The following is a 17,043-nucleotide window of genomic DNA, read 5'->3' as shown; positions in this document are numbered from 1 at the left end:
CGGCATTGCAGGCGCGGGCATGTTCTACCCCTGTCGCTGCCGCGGCGTCAACTTTCATGCAACTATGTTTCCTACGAAGAAAATGCCTCTGCGGCCGGCTGCCCTGCTACAGGTTCTTTTCGCGCCGGTTGCCGCGCCGTATAGAAGCCAGAGCAGGCGCGGTTCCGCCGTCTCAAAACAGCCGCGTAATACGCGAAAAGCGACAGAAGCAACGGCGCAAATTCACCAGCGCCGGCTGTGCGGGACGATCCGCTACTGCGTCAGCACGTTGCTGATCTCGACCATGTTCGAGCGCACCCTGAGTATGTAAAACCCCATCGTCGTCAGATGTGTCGGCAACAGCCAGCCGTCCTCGCGACCATTGGCGATGATGAAGGGCTGGATGCGCAGCGCCGAGACGAATTGCGCGTCCATCGTATCCCACAGGTTCTGCAGGTGCTTTTCCTTGATGACGTCCTCGAAGTCGGCCTGTGCGCCCTTCATCAGCCCGTAATAGGCATAGAGCTGGCCATAGGCGAACCAGAAGCGGTCGTCGGCGCGCGTGTCGAACCAGCCATTATTGTGGTTTTCGGCACGCTCCTTGAGGATCGCCGAGGTCGAACCGATATCGGACGAAATGCGGTCGATATACTGCTTGAGATTGTCGGCGCGGGCATCGAACGTCGCCTGGCAGGCTGCGAGGCGGGCGTTGAAGGAACGCAGCTTGCGCACCGCGTCGCGATAGTAGCTCGGCGTCGGCGTCTTGGGCCCGAACGGGTTCAAGCCGAAATACCAGGTTTCCTCATCGAACTGCAGATTGCCGCGGGCGTCCTGCAGGTCGGCGTCGATCTGCGAGGTGGTGCGGACGCGGCCGAGATTGTCGGCAAGCTCGGTCGCCGTGCGCCGCACCGCCTGGTTGATGCCGCGCTGGAACGACGCCTTGTTGTCCATGAACGGCGTGTGGTCCCAGTCGATGCCGAACAGGCCGAGCTTGTAGAGGATCATCGACGACACCCAGGCATTCTGGTTGACGTTGAAGTCGGTCAGGTCGGCAGCGACCTGGGCAATGGCTGAATTTCCGCAGGTCTTGGCCGTGTCGGTGCCGGCGCCGGCGGAAACCTGTTCACCGGCGGAGCTGTTGCGTTTTTCGAACGTGTATTTGTCGACGTAATTCGGGTCGAAATTGTTCCACCACTGGGTGGCGTAGAAGAAGTTGACATAGAGACCGATCAGCACGAGCACAGCCAGGCCGAGCACCGCCTTCAGGATCCAGCCGCGTTGCCTGTACCAGCGCCCCGCCCACAGGAACGGCCACAGGATCGCGCCGATGAGCAGGCCGATGCCGCGGCCAATCCACTGGAAAATCCGGGTGAAGAAATTCACGATCGGATCAAGCATGGCGATGTCACCCCCTCAGTCAGTCAAGCCGTAGAGGCGTGTGCGAAACGCCACCTTGTCCTTCAGATATGTGGTTTTCAGAACGTCCACAACATGCGATCGCCAGGCGTCGCTGAAGCCTTCATAGTCCCTGTAGAAGCCCGGCTTGTTGAAGACGTAACGCGAAACGAAGTCCTGCGGCACGAAGTCCGAGATCAGCTGGTTGGTCAGCCAGGCGTCGGGATGGTCCGGCTTGGCGCGGATGACCAGGAAGCGCTGCTGCGGGAACACGTCCTCGATCTTGAGATGGCCGAGCTGGGCGATCTCGCGCTTGGCGGCGTTGAGGAAGGGAAAATTGCCGTCCCTGGTGATCAGATCGGTATGGCCGTGGATCCAGGTCTGCAGCCAGACCTTGTCGACGTCGGTCAGATTGCGGTCGGGATCGGCGTCGCGGATCAGCGCGCGCACCACCATTTCGGCGCGATGCTCGAGATAACCGGAGGTTTCGATCCATGAGGCGCGCGGCAACTCGAGGCGGCCGGTCGAAGCGAGGAATTTGAACACCTTGTCGGCGTCGTGGATCGAAAGGTAACTCACCTGCCATGGCCGCGAGCGGCGGAAGCCCGGCGCTGCCGGGTCGCTGATCACCGTCGTCACGTCCGGATCGACAAACACATAGAGCCCGCCGAAATGGCTGGTCCAATAGGCATTGTGGCGGAAGATCACCTGGTCCGGCACCAGCGCATTCTCGCGGATGTCGCCGCAGATCTTCGCCAGCTCGACCATGTGGGCCAGCATGGCGTTGTCGCGCCAGGCATCCGGCTCCTGTTTCAGCCGGTCGACCAGCTTGCCGAGCTCGGCGGCCTTGCCGAGCACATCCTCGGCCGACAGCACCTTGAACTCGACCTGGTTGATCGACAGCAGGTCCTCGATGCCGTCGACCTTGGGGACCGAATCCTCGATCTCGCCGTAGATGACGTCCTTGATCGTCAGCGCATCGATGGCGCGCTGGTTCTTGGACATGAACTCGTACATCAGCAGCGAGGTGTTGGAGAACGCCGTGTGCACCACCGGCAGGTCGATCTGCGACGGCGTCAGGATGATGAAGCGGCGGTTGACCTCGTTCGGATCGAGGTAGCTGTAGTCGCCGCATTCCTCGGCGACCTGCGGCGAAAAGCCGGTACGGTCGATCTCGAAGCTTTTCAGCTTGGTCGGCTTCAAGCCGAACGCGACCATCGCCTTGTTGTAGCGCTGGATCAGATGCGGCTCGTCGATCGTCAGCAGCCGGCCGTAGATCAGCTCGTTGTCGCGCAAGAGGTCCATGGGCAACTTAGACGATTTGGAGGGACTTCATAAGCCCTCGATGAACTACAATGCTCTCCTTAAAATTCAATTCTGCGTCAGGCCGTTCGTACCTAAACATATGGATACCTACCCTCACGACATTGCCAACAACCGAAAAATAGAATAAAGTTCTCAAAATAAAATCTACATCAGATATTTTCAGCGTGTTCGATTTTAGTCGCTGATTGTAAGCTGACTTAAACTCACTGATATTCAGTATCCATTTTCTTGATTCAGAGAATATCGAAAAGACGCTATCAATATCGGGTATAAGCCCATGCATCTCGTCAATAAGTTCTTTTCTTAGATAATTAGAGTATGCCTTGTCCGCATCTTTTACAGTATCAGCCGATATTTCTTCGCCATTTTTACTCAACTCAATATCTGCGCACTCTTTTAGATAATTTATGTAGTCGCGAGGCCTGCCTTGGGTGCTCATCGTGATGTACTTATAAGAGTCAATCTGCTTTTTTCCCCCTGAATAGCTCATGGGCGATCGTGAAAAGATAGAACACCAGAGTTTCTCAAAATTATCTTCTTGAATTCCGAAGACACGAGAAAGGCGGTAAGCAATCAGCCTTCTGATTTCAGGATCTTTCCATTTGAGTGATATTTCAAGATCTCGCCACTTATTTTTGTCGGCGTCCTTTATAAGATCATAGATGTCGTCTCTAAGGAAAATTACTGGGTACAGTTTTTTCCCTTTTGAGGTTATAGATGATCTAACATCTTGAACAGCCTTAAATAGACTTGTGAGAAGGTCTAAATAATTACTTTTATTGTAGCTAGCAAAAACATCTTTATAATCCTCATCCAATTCATCGAATAGAACGAATATCTTTTGATCGGGAATATTCTTCAGCACAAAAGCTTCTAAATTTTCCACTTTCTCCTGAAGTGTCGCCTTTTTCTTGTTGCGAAGCCAGTTCGTTACATTTATACCTGATCCTAAGACGTTTATTCCAAAGTCGCCAGCGATCCATTTTCCCACAATCGTACCCAGATTGTCACTGTCCGGAGCTGGGAACGCTTTCTCAATTGTACGCCTTACAAGAGGATCTGTATGGACGCTTCTGGCAATTGATCTGCACGCTGCGGAATATATAATTAATTTCCATATAGTTATGTATTGGTTTGGTTTCGTATATGTGCTATTATCTTGAGTATATAACTCATTGAATGGGAAATTTTTGAACGTTAATTTTGAGATTAGGTTCAAATTTGAATCATCATGATCGTGCAGATATTGAACAAGCGCCGTTTTTCCTGTACCTTTTCTGCCTATTACATAAGCTTTTTCTCCATCAATAATTTCGTGAAGCTCTGGAACAGTAAAGAAATATCTCTTAAGATCGTCGAGGCGAGCCTCAAGCTTCCACTTCGAAATTTCCGACAAAGCTTTTCTGCGAGTTTCTTTCGAGAGTTCGAGTGTTGGGCCTGCATACGGTTCAAGTGTTTTTACCCGATTTTGCTTTTCAGGGCTCGGGCGACTAACTGTCATCGCACTTCTCGCGTTGCGAGCTTTCATTTTTCCATCGGATTCATCTGCTTCAAAGGACAACCTTTCACCCTTCTTGAGGTCTGTCCAAGCACCGTGATATTCTGAAGAGTGAAGGAAATAGCGAACGAGAGTACCCTCGGCTTTGACGAAGCCGTAGTTTTTGCCAATGGGCAAAGTGTCAACCCAGCCGTAAAGCACTATTCCAACCCTCCCTTATGTCCGCGTCGAAAGTATATTGTAACTCACGCATTCCACAGCCCCTTCTTCTTCATCTCCTCGATCTCGCGGACGGCACGCTCCCGCAGCCGAGTATCGCGGATCATCTTGCTCACCGCGGCATCGTCGGACTTGTCGGAATAACGGAATTCGGAATCCGCATAGCGATTGATCTCCTGCATGACCATGTCCATCGAGAATGGCCCGCGCAGTTCCTCGATCATGGCTTTCTTGTCGTCGTAACCCTTGTGCATGAAGGCTTCCGGCTTTTCGAACCACTCGTCGGGCAATTCGATGTCCATGGCACGCATCTTGATCGCGTCGGTGACGTTCTTGATGGCGCGGCCGGTAAAGCGCGGCTCGGCATCCTTGATCATGTGCAGATAAGTGCCGATGTCGGCCATCGTCTTCGGTGCGCCGTTCTCCTTCATATAGCGCTCGTAGACCTTCATCAGCCCGTCTTCCTGCGGCTTTTCATGTTCCTCGTAGGCCTCCATCACCGCGCGCTGGATTTCCTGGGCAGCGTAGAGCTTGTGCTCGCCGAGCGGGATCTTGTGGTTCTTGCCGGCGAGCAGAACGAAGATGTCGATGTAGTCGTCGCGGCTCTGCGGGCCATCGACCAGCCAGCGCGCGCCGGCGCGCTGGCGCAATGCGTCGTCGACGTTCTCGGGATAGTTGGAAAACATGCCGAACGAGCAATTGCCGCGCACCACCGTGCCGGCACCCCCGAACGCGTCCATCAGGACGCCGGTGATTTCCTGCTGGCCGGCCGAGGCGCGATCGTCGGAGCGGCGTGCGGCGACCTGGTCGATATCGTCGATAGTGCCGAAGCCGATGACGCGCGGGTTCAGCACATTGTTGATGAACTGACGGCAGTTCTGGCCGGACTTGCCCTGGTAGGAGGAGATCTGGTCGACGCCGAAATTCTCGTAGGCGAAGGGATAGCCGGCGACCTGGCAGTAGCCGTTGAGAAGGCCGGCGATCATCTGGATCAGCGTCGTCTTGCCGGTGCCGGGCGCGCCGTCACCGATGAAGGTGAACAGGAAGCCGCCGAGTTCGACGAATGGGTTCAGCTCGCGCTCGAAGTCGTAGGCCATCAGCATCTTGGCGAGCTTGACCGACTGGTATTTGGCGATGTGGTTGCCGACGACCTCTTCCGGCTTCTTGAAGGTCATGACCAACGGTTTTGCCCGCTTGCCCGGCGCGACGTCGAAACCATCGAGCGTGAAATCGTCGACGTCGATGCGGATATGCGCGTTCTCGAACGGGCCGATGCCGTCGAAGCGGCCTTTTCGCGCCAAAAGCCCATCGATGGCAATACGGGCAAAGGCGCGCGCCCGGGTCATCAGGTCGGCGTCGTCCTTCGCGCCTGATATCGCCCTGTCGAGGCCGGCCACGATCGATTTCACCGCATCCTGGGGCGTGTCGAACAGAAAGTCCGGCTCGGGCGTGTCGTTCGGCGCCTCGCCGTCGCTATCGATCAGCTGGAACAGATAGGAGGCGAAGCTGAAGGCGGAAATATAGGCCGAAGCCGACAGCAGCTTTTTGAATGTGGCGGCCTCGTCGCCTTCGAGCGGCGCGCGGGCGTTTTTCGCCTGCAGGCTTTCGAGGTCAGAGCCTTCGGCGAAGACATCGGATATTGCCAACGCAATGGCCAGCCCACGCCGGGCGCGAAACAGCAGCGTGTGCTGCGGGATGGTCAGCAGCTGGTCGTCGGGATGGACGGCAGCGACGGTTTTGGCGAACTCGACCTCGCGCGTGCGGCGAACCGAGCCCACCGAAACGGTCGAGACGAAGCGGCGGTTGGTGCCGGCAAGCGCGGTACCGGATTCGCGCGATGGGTCCTCCAGCACGACGATGCGGGTGATGAAACTTTGCGCAGTGGCGCGGTGCTTTTCGATTGCCGCTTCCGGGATGGTGGTCAGACCGGTGTCCATGGAGGATACTCCGCGATTTGATGGTCAGACGTCGCTGATGACCTGCCCTTTGGACAGGATATGGACCTTGTAGCCCGAAAAGATCTTCTGCGCCTCGCCGGCGGCGTAAAGCGACTGATAGGCCTCATGCGGAATCAGCGCGTGGTTCTCGTAGCTCGACACGCCCTGGCGTGCGGCCTCGAGATCGTCGGTGTTGATGAAGAATTCCTGCGTCGTCTTCTCGCTCGAAAACAGCCCCTTGCGGCCGGGCTTCTCGGCCTTGGAAAAGACCTCCTGGATAGTCCAGGTCAGCAGCCAGGCGTTTTCCGGCTTGCGCACTTTGGCCAGCACTTCGTTCACCGTCGAATTGTTGTCGGTAATGCCGGCAGAATAGAACGGGCCGAGCACGACGCGGCGCAGCTGCTTGGGATGCAGCGTCTCGAAATCCTTGTCGAGGTTGACCGCGATCGTCGCCGGCGACAGCGTGTAGGCGGAATTCTTCTCGGTGAAATCGTCGAAACGGTGGGCGAGTTCGGGATTGAGCAAGCCGTCGACCGGCAGCGGAATGTCGACCCTCTCATTAAGCTTGCCGCTGCTATCGACCAGCTGCCGGATCATGTCGTCGGAGGAATCCTCGACCGTCGCCATGTAGACCAGCGGCAGGTTGGCGCTGCCGTCGAAGCAGGCCCAGTGGACCAGATAATAGGGCCGCAGCGTCTTCGGGTTGACCGAAACCTTGGCCGTCTGGGCGAGCGTGAACGGGCCGAAGGTGGTCCCGCTCTTGACGTCTTCGAGGTAAAGCCGCTCGGCCATCGACTTCTGCAACGCTTCGGGAAATTCCTTGTGGCGCAGAATGAAGTCGGCCATTTCCTCGCGCAGCTCGCTGGCCGAAGGGATGACGGCGAGACGGCTGTCGGCCTGGAGGCGGTCGTTTTCCAGTTCGAGCAGGTTCTGGAAAACCGGAAAACCGCTTTCGGCGCGCGAGATGCGGAACGTCTCGGTGAAACCCAGCCGGTTGCGCCAGCACGAGAACGACTTTTCGAGCCGCGCAATATATTCGGCGACGACCTTGGCGACGATGCCGTGCCGATAGAGCGGCGAGCGATCGTCGCGCATGAACACTTCGAGGCCGCCAAGTGCAGCCGCGATCGCCGAGAAATAGCGCGCCGCGGCTTCGTTTTCGGGGGTCATGCTGCCAGCCCTTGGGAGCAGTGCACGTGCAGCAATTACGACTGCACGTAATTTGCCGAATTGTGCTTCTTCATCACATCGTCGAAGCGGCGGGCGAAGGCGTCGTCGGCGAGCTTCTTGCGGCGCTGGATGTCGGCGGTGGCGACCATGTTCTTCTCGTGCATTTCAAGCAGATCGCCGATGTGCTTTTGCGAGGCGGCACCAATGCCGGCCATGGTCTCCTCGGCGGTGTTGTCGACCTGGCTGCCCAGCGTGTTGATCTTATGGGCGACATCCTGCTGGGCGGCGGTCTTCAGCGAATCTTCCAGGGCCTTGTACAGCACGATGCGCTGCTCGGTATCGATGGTCAGCTTGTTGATCAGCGTCGATTGCGCCGCGATCTGATTGTTGAGCGAATCGACGAAGGTCTGGAACATCGAGGTGTAGCGCTCCAGCGTCTGGCTCTCGGCCAGCAATTCCTGCTCCTTGGCCTGCTTTTCGTTGTATTCCGTGGCCAGTTTCGAGCGTTCGCCTTCAAGCTGCGTGCGCTCCTTCTGGCTGGTCGAGGCGGCGATCTTGTTCTCGATGTCGAGCAGCATCGGGTTGAGTTCCTCGATGCGCTTCTGCACGGTCTCGAGATTGGACATGGTTGTCTTGCGGCGCTCGATCACCTGCGACAGGCTGGCCTCGGAGGTCTTGTAGCGCGTGTCGAGAACCTGCTTCTGCGCCTTGAGGATGCCGACGATGGTGTCGGATTTCGCCAACAGCTCCTGCAAATTGCCGGCCAGCGACATGTTGCGGACGCGGTCGGTGCGCATGCGCTGTTTGCGCTGGCTGGAGAAGACGCCGACGAAATTCTCCCAGCCGGTGTAGTTCTTCATGCTCTCGAATTCGGCGCCGAAGACGTTGGTGGCGTCCTCCAGGCCGATGATCAGGTCGGCGATATTGCCTTCCATCACCTTCTGCTGCTTCAGCACGTCCTCGATGCGGGCATTCTCGATGTCGAAATTGGCGTCGCCGATCTTCTTGTCGGCGGTGGCGAGCGTGTCGAGCACGCTACCGGACTGCTCGATCTTGGTGCGCATGTCCTCTACGACCTGCTTGGTCTTGGCAATCTCGGCATCGAAATTCTGCAATGTCGCCATTGGGGCCTCCCGCTTCGGCATCGGTTTTCGTGTCGCGAACCGCCGTGACTATATGTGCCGGGTTTGGCGAATGAAAGACGGAAGACGGGCGACACCAGGAAACGAGGCAACTGGGGTCACGCTCAGGGCTTGGGATCAGCCTTGAGGTAGGCGATGACATTGGCGATGTCCTCGTCGCTGGTCAGGCCGGAGAAGGCCATTTTATTGCCGGGGACCTTCTGCCGCGGCGCGCGCAGGTATTCGGCAAGGCTTATTTCGTCCCAGACCAGGCCGGCGGCGCCGGCGTCCTTCATCCCCTGCGAGTAGCGGCTGAGATAACTGTCCACGGTGCCGGCGGTGCGTCCGACGACACCCAGCAGATGCGGGCCGACCTTGTCGCGTTCGCTCGTTGCCTCGTGACAGGCCATGCATCTGTTGAAGACCTTCTTGCCGAGAGCGGCATCGCCGTCGGCATGCGCGGCAAGAGCTCCGACGATGAGGAAAGCAGTTGCAGACGAAATGGCTCGAAGCATGGGAACTCCCCGACGGCTCTGGCTGAGAGGTTTTGAAAATAGGAAGCAAGCCTTAACAAGCGCCGCACGATGACGCGATCGCGGAACGAATGTCGGCTGGGCGGACGGATGGACGCAACGCGCTGGTCAGGTTTTGATGAAGCCGATGAAATCGTCGGGCATGGCGCGGCCCATTTCCTCTTCCCAATGGCGGCGGCAGAGTGAGACATAGACGTCCTTGCCGATCGCCACCTGTTCACCCTGTTTCGCCACCTTGCCGTCGGCCCCTAGGCGTACCACCATCGTCGCCTTGCGGCCGCAACGGCAGATGGTGCGCACCTCGCGCAGCTCGTCTGATATCGCCAGCAGGGCGCGCGAGCCGGAAAACAGCTTGCCCTGGAAATCGGTGCGCAGGCCATAGCACATGACCGGAATGTTCAGCCGGTCGGCGATGCGGGCGAGTTGCCAGACCTGGTCCTCTTCGAGGAACTGCGCCTCGTCGACAAAGACGCAATGCACCGTGGCGTGGTCATGATGCTCGGCGACCCGGGCAAACAGATCGTCGCCGTCGCGGAACAACTCGGCCTCCGTCTCCAAGCCGATACGCGACGAGATCAGCCCGGTATCGCCCTTGCGGTAGTGGCCGGCGATGAACAGCATCGTCGTCATGCCACGCTCGCGGTAATTGTACGAGGCCTGCAACAGCATCGTCGTCTTGCCGGCATTCATCGTCGCATAATGGAAGTACAGCTTGGCCATGCCGTCCTTTTAAGCCGAGTTGCAACAAAGCGGGGAGGGGGAGCGCCTACATTCCACCGGGAAAAGACGACTTCCATCCGTAAAGCGGCGGGCGTGTCGCCGATCGGCCAGCCTGCGCCGTTGTTCGTGATTGCCTTAGTGCTTGAAACCGCAGCAGAATGGTGTTTGGCTGACGGAACAAAGGTGGAAATAAAACCGCCACTTCGCTTCACCGAGAACTGAAATGGGAGAATTTCTATGTCGCGCATGAGTTCATTCGTCGCCGGTCTCGGCCTGGCGGCTTTTCTATCCACGACTGGGGCCTTCGCCGGTGATGCGGAAAGCTGCAAGACGGTGCGGCTGTCCGATGTCGGCTGGACCGACATCCAGGCGACTACCGGCGTCGCCTCGGTGCTGCTCACGGCGCTCGGTTACGAGCCGCAGGTGATCCAGCTTTCGGTGCCGGTGACCTATGCGTCGCTGAAGAACAAAGACCTCGACGTGTTCCTCGGAAACTGGATGCCGTCGATGACCAACGACATCAAGGACTATACCGCCGAAGGCTCGGTCGAGACCGTCAGCGAAAATCTCAGCGGTGCCGGCTATGGCATCGTCGTTCCGACCTATGTCGCCGATGCCGGTGTCAAGACGCTAACCGATCTCGGCAAGTTCAAGGACAAGTTCGACGGCAAGATCTATGGTATTGAGGCCGGCAATGACGGCAACCGCATTATCCTCGATATGATCAAGGATCCGAAGACCAATCTCGAAGGCTTCGAACTGGTCGAGTCTTCCGAGGCCGGCATGCTCACCCAGGCCGAGCAGTCGATGAAGAACAATGAATGGATCGCCTTCCTCGGCTGGACGCCGCATCCGGTGATGGGCGCCATGAAGATCACCTATCTCGAGGGGATGGGCGACAGCGGCTTCGGCGCCGCCACCGTGCATACCAATGTGCGCAAGGGCTACATGAGCGAATGCCCGAACGCCGGCAAGTTCATCGCCAATCTGAAGTTCAACCTGGACATGGAAGGCGAGATGATGGACGCGATCCTGAAGGGCGCCGACGCCAATACCGCCGCGACCGACTGGCTGAAGAAACACCCTGACGCGATCACCCCCTGGATCGCCGGCGTCACCACCTTCGACGGCGGCGATGCGGCGGCTGGGGTGAAAACGGCGCTCGGAAGCTGACCCGACCATCTGGCATGACGAGACAAGGGGCAGCCACGGTAGAAATGGCTGCCCTTTTTCATATCCTGTGACAAGATGACCGTGCGGCGAAGGACGGCGCCGGCAGAAGAGGGGCTAGATGGATCCGATCTCCAAATTCCTGGTCAGTTACAAGATTCCCATCGGGGCATGGGGGAAGGCGTTTTTCGGCTTTCTCACCGACAATTTCGACACCATCTTCAGGGCTTTTTCCAACACCCTCAACTTCCTGCTCGACGGCATCGTCGACGGGCTGCTGTTGCTGCCGCCGGTTCTGCTGATCGCGCTGATCGCTCTGCTCGCCTATTTCCTGCAGCGCTCGAAAGGCCTGGCTTTGGCGGTATTCATTGGATTGCTGTTCATCCTCAACCAGAACCTGTGGAAGCAGACGGTGGAGACGCTGGTGCTGGTGGTCGCCGCCGCCGCCGTGTCGATGGCCATCGGCGTGCCGCTCGGCATCTGGGCCGCGCACAAGCCGAAGGTGTATCGCGTCATGCTGCCGGTGCTCGACCTGATGCAGACGCTACCGACCTTCGTCTACCTGATCCCGGTGCTGACCCTGTTCGGCCTCGGCAATGCGCCCGGCCTCATCGTCACCATCATCTTCGTCATTCCGACCTCGGTTCGGCTCACCCATCTCGGCGTCACCTCGGTGCCGAAATCGATCATCGAGGCGGGCGAGGCGTTCGGCGCCACCAAACGCCAGCTGCTGTGGAAGGTCGAGCTGCCTTCGGCGCTGCCGACCATCATGGCCGGCTTGACCCAGTCGATTATGCTGTCGCTGTCGATGGTGGTGTTCGCCGCCCTTATCGGCGCCGGCGGCCTCGGCACCGAGATCAACCGCGCGCTCGGTTCGCGCCGGATCGACCTAGGGCTTGAGGCAGGGCTGGCCATCGTCGTGCTTGCCATCGTGCTCGACCGAATGACGCGCATCGGCGTGGGAGGCAAGAAATGACCGTCGCCGTCGATTTCAGAAATGTCGACATCGTCTTCGGCGCCGACCAGGCAGGCTCGCTGGCGCTGATCGACAGCGGCGCCACCCGCGCCGAGATCCTCGAACAGACCGGCAACGTACTGGGCTGCGCCGGCGCCAGCCTCACCGTGAACGAGGGCGAGATCTCGGTGCTGATGGGGCTTTCCGGCTCCGGCAAATCGACGCTGCTCAGGGCCGTCAACCGGCTGAACGTGGTCTCGCGCGGCCAGGTGCTGGTCAAGGACGGCGACGGCACGGTCGACGTCGTGACCTGCGACGAGGCGACGCTTCGGCGGTTGCGGCAGAAACAGGTGGCAATGGTGTTTCAGCAGTTCGGCCTGCTGCCGTGGCGCACAGTGGAGGAAAATGTCGGCCTCGGCCTCGAGCTCGCCGGCGTGCCTGAAGCCGAGCGCAAGGAGCGGGTGACCAAACAGCTGAAGCTGGTTCATCTCGACCAGTGGTCGAAGAAATACGCGCATGAGCTTTCCGGCGGCATGCAGCAGCGCGTCGGCCTGGCGCGCGCCTTCGCCACCGAGGCGCCGATCCTGCTGATGGACGAGCCGTTCTCGGCACTCGACCCGCTGATCCGGACCAAGCTGCAGGACGAGCTGCTGCAGCTTCAGGCCGAGCTGAAGAAGACCATCATCTTCGTCAGCCACGACCTCGAGGAGGCGCTGAAGATCGGCACCCACATCACTATCATGGAGGGCGGGCGCATCGTGCAGACCGGTGCGCCGGAAGACATCGTGTTGCGGCCCGCCAACGACTATGTCCGCGACTTCATCGCCAATGTGAACCCGCTCTCGGTGTTGACCGCGTGGAACGTCATGCGCGACCGCCGCGACCTCGAACATGGCGAGAACGGCTGGGTGTGGCTCGACCGGCGCAAGACGACGCGCTTCAAGATCGACGAGCATGGGCTGGTGGCGGCGGCCGAGCGCGACGGCAAGCCGGCGGTATGGGTGTCCTGCGCCGATGTCGAGGCACAGCCGGAGGAGACGGCGCAGGTGTTCTGGGCCAATCCCGGCACCTCGCTGAAGACCGTGATGCTGGCCATGCATCGCTCGCAGACCGCACCGGTGGCGCTGTTCGACGACCAGTCGCGCTTCGTCGGCGCCATCGGCGTCAGGGATGTGCTGAGCGCGGTGCTGCGAAGATAATTTTTCTCCTTGGCGAGAACCGAGACCAAACGCCGGCGCGAAGGAACGCCGGCTTAGCCCGATACCGCAAGCTAAACCGCCAGCGGCAATCTCAGTTCCGTCAACAGGCCGCCATCGGGGTGATTGGACAGGATGACCTCGCCGCCGGCGCCGCGGGCGATGTTGCGGGCGATGGTCAGGCCGAGGCCGAGGCCGCCGGTCTGACGGTTGCGCGACTGTTCCAGGCGCACGAACGAGCCGAACACGGCGTCGAGCTCGGCTTGCGGTATGCCCGGCCCTTCGTCATGGATCGCCAGCGTGATTGTCTTGCCTGATTGACGCAGGCTGAGATGCGCCCTCTTGCCATAGGTCACCGCGTTCTGGACGAGGTTGGTGACGCAGCGCCGCAGCGCGACCGGCCGCGCCATGCAGATCAAGCCGCGCGAGCGCCCGTCTTCATTCTCGAAGGAGACCTCGTCGAAGCCGTCGGCGATCGATTCTACCAGCGACCAGAAATCGATCCTCTCGCTCTTCTCCTCGGTCACCTCGAAAGTGGCGAAGTCGATGACCGAGCTGGCAATGCCTTCGATGTCGGCGAGGTCGTGCGCCAGTGCGGCGCGCACGGACGAATTCCTCAGCAGTTCGAGGCGCAGCCGCATCCTGGTCAGCGGCGTGCGCAGGTCGTGCGCCAGTGCGGCCGCAAGATGCTCGCGGTCCTCGACGTAGGCGCGCAGTCTCGCCTGCATGGCATTGACCGCCTTTGCCGCGGTACGCACCTCGCGGCTGCCGCTCTCGGCGATCGGCGGGCTCTTCAGGTCCTCGCCGATCCGCTTCACCGCGGTCTCCATCATCCTGTAGGGCGCCGTCAGCCGGCGCAGCGACCAGATCGAGGAAGCCACCACCAGCCCGGCGATTAAGGCATAGAGCGGCAGGCTATCGAAGCTCAGTATCGGCCCGGCCGGCGTGTTCGGTTCGGTGAAGTTCAGCCACTGGCCGTCGGCAAAGCGAAGCGAAGCCGTCAGCTTGTCGCTCTGGGCGAAATCGGCCGCCAGCACCAGCAGGTCGCGCTCGACCTGGCCGATATCGGGACCGGCGACCGTCCCACCGGGAGCGTCCGCTTCGTGCGTTGCCGGGTCGCGGCGGACCCGTGCATCGGTGATCCCGAACTTCGACAGCCGGCCGACCAATATGTCTTCCAGTTCGGCCAGCTCGTCGTCGCCCGCTATCGACGAGGTGACGGCGGGCGTGTCGGAGACGGTGAGCGCATAGGTGGCATTGAACAGCCCGGAGGCCGTCGCCTTGCGCTGTTCTGGGGTGGCATCATGCATCAGCTGCACCAGCGAGAAGGCGCGGTCGTTCAGCCGATAGAGATCGACGACGTCATTGGCGGCCGCACGGTCGCGCGAAACGATGTAAAGGGTCGCGATCTGGCTGATCAGCAGGCCGGCGATGACGATGAGCAGCACCCACACCGGCAGCGTTTGCGGCAGGATGCGTCTCATTCGGAGGTCGTCTCAGGCAGGAACTGGTAGCCGCCGCTGCGCACGGTCAGGATCAGCTTCGGCGTTTTCGGGTCGTCCTCCATCTTGCGCCGCAGCCGGCTGACCAGAATGTCGACGCTGCGGTCGAAGCTGTAGCCGCTGTCGCCGCCGGACAGCTCGATCAGCTGCTCGCGGCTCAGTACGCGCTGCGCGCTCTTGACGAAGGTCTGCAGGAGATTGAATTCGGCCATCGTCAGCTCGATCCTGACGTCGCCGGGCGCCATTAGCCGGCGGCGCGAACAGTCCATCGTCCAACCGGCGAAATGGTAGATCTGCCGCGAGGCGGCGCGTCGCGGCTCGGCGGCGCCATTGCGTCTCAAGACGGCACGAATGCGTGCGAGCAGCTCGCGCGGATCGAAGGGTTTCGGCACGTAGTCGTCCGCGCCCATCTCCAGCCCAACCACGCGGTCGGTTGTCTCGGTAACCGCGGTCAGCATGATGATCGGCGTCGAATAATTGGCGCGCAACTCGCGGCAGAGCTCCAGCCCGCTCTTGCCGGGCAGCATGACGTCCAGGACGATCAGGTCGACCTGGGCGCGGCGCAGGACGGTCTCCATCTCGGTGCCGTCGGCGGCGACAGATGTATGCAGCCCTCGCCTCTGGAAGAATTCCTGAAGCAGGTCGCGAATGCCCTTGTCGTCGTCGACGATCAGTATGTGGGGGTCGGATTTCACAGGAAACCTGTCATTTGTGGATCGCCCAAGCGGTGCTTCGGCCGTCAGCCAGACGATAGAATTCAGGCCATAAGTTGGCCAGTGAAGATCGGCGGCCCGATCCGGGCTGCCCAGAAACAATCCAGAAACAAAATTCTACAATCCGGAAAAACTGCCGAAAAAAATCAAGGTCATAAGTGGTGCCGTGGCGGTCAGGTCATCGGCTGCGACACGCGTTACGGGATACGGATAGACCAATGCAAAGGTTCTCGATCAGTCTGATGGGTGCGTTGCTTTCCATTTCGCTCGTCACGGCCGCGGTTGAACAAGCCGATGCAAAACTGGCCGATGCAAAGGTGGCCAATGCAAAGGCGGCCGATGCAAAGGTGGCGACCACCCGCAGCGAGCGTTGCATCGATCTGAACCGCCAGTTTGACGAAGCCCTCGAAACCCATGCCGCGGCAACGCAGGTCACCGCGGCGAAAGCACTTCAAAGAAAGGGAAACCGGTTCTGCGCCAACAAGAAACAGGCACAGGGAATCCGGATGCTCGCGAACGCCTTGAAGCTGCTTGGAGTGACACCGATCGATCCCGTTCAGTGACACTCAATCCGATCTGCACAAAAAGGAAGTGAAGCCATGAAAAAGTCTCTCCTCTCCGCCCTCGGTCTCGCCATCGCGCTGGCCGTCTCGATGCCGGTTCTCGGCGCCAGCAGCGCCAATGCCGCGACCACCACCCCGGCTGCGACGACAACGACGACCGCTGCGCCGGCCAAGGCCGTGAAGAAGGTCGCTGCCAAGAAGACCGTCAAGAAGCACAAGAAGCACGCGGTCAAGGCAGCTCCGAAGGCCTGATCAAGCGACATCTTTCTACCCTATGAGAAGACCGCTCCAGTTGCGATTTGCCTGGAGCGGTCGTCTTTTTTGTTGCGTGCAGACAATGGGGGCAGTCCCGGCCCACACCCCCGTTGAACGCCAGACGGCAGTTCCCACATAGGCACGGACTTTTGAACTGCGCCCGCCGGGAAGCCGCTCGCGCGCGGTTGAATGGACGACCGCTTTTGCCCATGTCAAAATGACCGCAAAGCCGTCGTACTCAATTGCCGGTCCAATGCCTGAAATCACGACAAAACCCCGTACCAGCACGAAGCCGAAAGTCGAACGGCCGAAGCTCTACAAGGTTATCCTGGTCAATGACGATTTCACGCCGCGCGAGTTCGTCGTGACTGTGCTGAAGGCCGAGTTCAAGCTCAGCGAAGACCAGGCGCATAGGATAATGATTACTGCGCACCGGCGCGGCGTCTGCGTCGTCGCCGTCTTCACCAGGGATGTCGCCGAGACCAAGGCGGCGCGGGCAACCGATGCCGGCAAGGCCAAGGGTTATCCGCTGATGTTCACGACGGAGCCGGAGGAGTAGGGCTCCTTTTCCCTTCTCCCCTTGCGGGAGAAGGTGGCCGAGCGAAGCTCGGTCGGATGAGGGGTGTTCCAGGGAACGCCGACGCCTCATTTCTTCCGGCACCCCTCATCCGTCTTGGCGCTTCGCGCCAATCCACCTTCTCCCACAAGGGGCCTGTTGCGTAATTCGCTGATTGTGATTCTCTGAGACGAAGCTCGGAGGGAATCGCGATGGCAGTGAAGCAGATGGGCCA

The 17,043-nt window shown here is 59.6% G+C and carries 16 protein-coding genes; 6 read left to right on the top strand and 10 right to left on the bottom strand.

Annotated features, from left to right (window positions below; all coding sequences use genetic code 11):
* Positions 1-252: 252 nt before the first annotated feature.
* The 8 genes from NKJ17_RS26835 to NKJ17_RS26800 all read right to left on the bottom strand — a co-directional run bounded on the left by NKJ17_RS26835 (position 253) and on the right by NKJ17_RS26800 (position 9,898).
* Positions 253-1,377 carry a DUF2333 family protein gene (locus tag NKJ17_RS26835; protein ID WP_352508975.1) on the bottom strand — a complete coding sequence of 375 codons (1,125 nt, stop codon included), beginning with the start codon at positions 1,375-1,377 and terminating at the stop codon, positions 253-255.
* A gap of 15 nt (positions 1,378-1,392) precedes the next feature.
* Positions 1,393-2,679, bottom strand: coding sequence for a DUF6638 family protein (locus NKJ17_RS26830; protein ID WP_352508974.1), 1,287 nt, complete (start codon positions 2,677-2,679; stop codon positions 1,393-1,395).
* A 7-nt stretch (positions 2,680-2,686) separates the two neighbouring features.
* On the bottom strand, positions 2,687-4,399 hold the full coding sequence (locus NKJ17_RS26825; protein ID WP_352690878.1) for a cold-shock protein: 1,713 nt from the start codon (positions 4,397-4,399) through the stop codon (positions 2,687-2,689).
* A 44-nt stretch (positions 4,400-4,443) separates the two neighbouring features.
* Positions 4,444-6,354, bottom strand: coding sequence for an AAA family ATPase (locus NKJ17_RS26820; protein WP_352690876.1), 1,911 nt, complete (start codon positions 6,352-6,354; stop codon positions 4,444-4,446).
* 24 nt (positions 6,355-6,378) lie between these two features.
* Positions 6,379-7,524, bottom strand: a complete 1,146-nt coding sequence (locus NKJ17_RS26815) for a hypothetical protein (protein ID WP_352509802.1) — start codon at positions 7,522-7,524, stop codon at positions 6,379-6,381.
* A gap of 35 nt (positions 7,525-7,559) precedes the next feature.
* Positions 7,560-8,648, bottom strand: a complete 1,089-nt coding sequence (locus NKJ17_RS26810; RefSeq protein WP_352478015.1) for a hypothetical protein — start codon at positions 8,646-8,648, stop codon at positions 7,560-7,562.
* A 122-nt stretch (positions 8,649-8,770) separates the two neighbouring features.
* Positions 8,771-9,160 (bottom strand): c-type cytochrome, encoded by a 390-nt coding sequence (locus NKJ17_RS26805; RefSeq protein ID WP_352690874.1) that lies wholly within the window; start codon positions 9,158-9,160, stop codon positions 8,771-8,773.
* Positions 9,161-9,286: 126 nt separating this feature from the next.
* Positions 9,287-9,898 carry a thymidine kinase gene (locus NKJ17_RS26800; protein ID WP_352646628.1) on the bottom strand — a complete coding sequence of 204 codons (612 nt, stop codon included), beginning with the start codon at positions 9,896-9,898 and terminating at the stop codon, positions 9,287-9,289.
* Positions 9,899-10,135: 237 nt separating this feature from the next.
* Between NKJ17_RS26800 and NKJ17_RS26795 the strand changes: the two genes are divergently transcribed.
* The 3 genes from NKJ17_RS26795 to choV all read left to right on the top strand — a co-directional run bounded on the left by NKJ17_RS26795 (position 10,136) and on the right by choV (position 13,222).
* On the top strand, positions 10,136-11,071 hold the full coding sequence (locus tag NKJ17_RS26795; protein WP_352646626.1) for a choline ABC transporter substrate-binding protein: 936 nt from the start codon (positions 10,136-10,138) through the stop codon (positions 11,069-11,071).
* 118 nt (positions 11,072-11,189) lie between these two features.
* Positions 11,190-12,044 carry a choline ABC transporter permease subunit gene (gene choW / locus NKJ17_RS26790; RefSeq protein ID WP_352690872.1) on the top strand — a complete coding sequence of 285 codons (855 nt, stop codon included), beginning with the start codon at positions 11,190-11,192 and terminating at the stop codon, positions 12,042-12,044.
* Positions 12,041-13,222 (top strand): choline ABC transporter ATP-binding protein, encoded by a 1,182-nt coding sequence (choV, locus tag NKJ17_RS26785; RefSeq protein ID WP_352646623.1) that lies wholly within the window; start codon positions 12,041-12,043, stop codon positions 13,220-13,222. The genes choW and choV overlap by 4 nt, the downstream gene beginning before the upstream one ends.
* Positions 13,223-13,293: 71 nt before the next feature.
* Here choV and NKJ17_RS26780 read toward each other — a convergent pair whose 3' ends face one another.
* Both NKJ17_RS26780 and NKJ17_RS26775 read right to left on the bottom strand, forming a co-directional pair.
* Complete coding sequence (locus tag NKJ17_RS26780; RefSeq protein ID WP_352509806.1) at positions 13,294-14,703, bottom strand: ATP-binding protein; 1,410 nt, start codon at positions 14,701-14,703, stop codon at positions 13,294-13,296.
* The gene (locus NKJ17_RS26775; RefSeq protein WP_352509808.1) at positions 14,700-15,416 is read right to left on the bottom strand and encodes a response regulator; all 717 of its coding nucleotides are present in this window, start codon (positions 15,414-15,416) and stop codon (positions 14,700-14,702) included. Before NKJ17_RS26775 ends, NKJ17_RS26780 begins: the two co-directional genes overlap by 4 nt.
* Positions 15,417-15,652: 236 nt before the next feature.
* Here NKJ17_RS26775 and NKJ17_RS26770 point away from each other — a divergent pair, with 236 nt between their 5' ends.
* From NKJ17_RS26770 to clpS, 3 genes are all read left to right on the top strand, one after another.
* Positions 15,653-15,997 carry a hypothetical protein gene (locus tag NKJ17_RS26770; protein WP_292665026.1) on the top strand — a complete coding sequence of 115 codons (345 nt, stop codon included), beginning with the start codon at positions 15,653-15,655 and terminating at the stop codon, positions 15,995-15,997.
* A 36-nt stretch (positions 15,998-16,033) separates the two neighbouring features.
* The gene (locus tag NKJ17_RS26765) at positions 16,034-16,249 is read left to right on the top strand and encodes a hypothetical protein (RefSeq protein ID WP_352450529.1); all 216 of its coding nucleotides are present in this window, start codon (positions 16,034-16,036) and stop codon (positions 16,247-16,249) included.
* 256 nt (positions 16,250-16,505) lie between these two features.
* Positions 16,506-16,811 carry an ATP-dependent Clp protease adapter ClpS gene (gene clpS, locus NKJ17_RS26760; protein WP_023679498.1) on the top strand — a complete coding sequence of 102 codons (306 nt, stop codon included), beginning with the start codon at positions 16,506-16,508 and terminating at the stop codon, positions 16,809-16,811.
* Positions 16,812-17,043 lie beyond the last annotated feature (232 nt).

The organism is Mesorhizobium sp. M0208 (assembly GCF_040322015.1).
Taxonomy (GTDB): Bacteria; Pseudomonadota; Alphaproteobacteria; order Rhizobiales; family Rhizobiaceae; genus Mesorhizobium.
The sequence above is the reverse complement of the archived record's forward strand: the minus strand, read 5'-3'. Positions and strand labels throughout refer to the sequence as shown.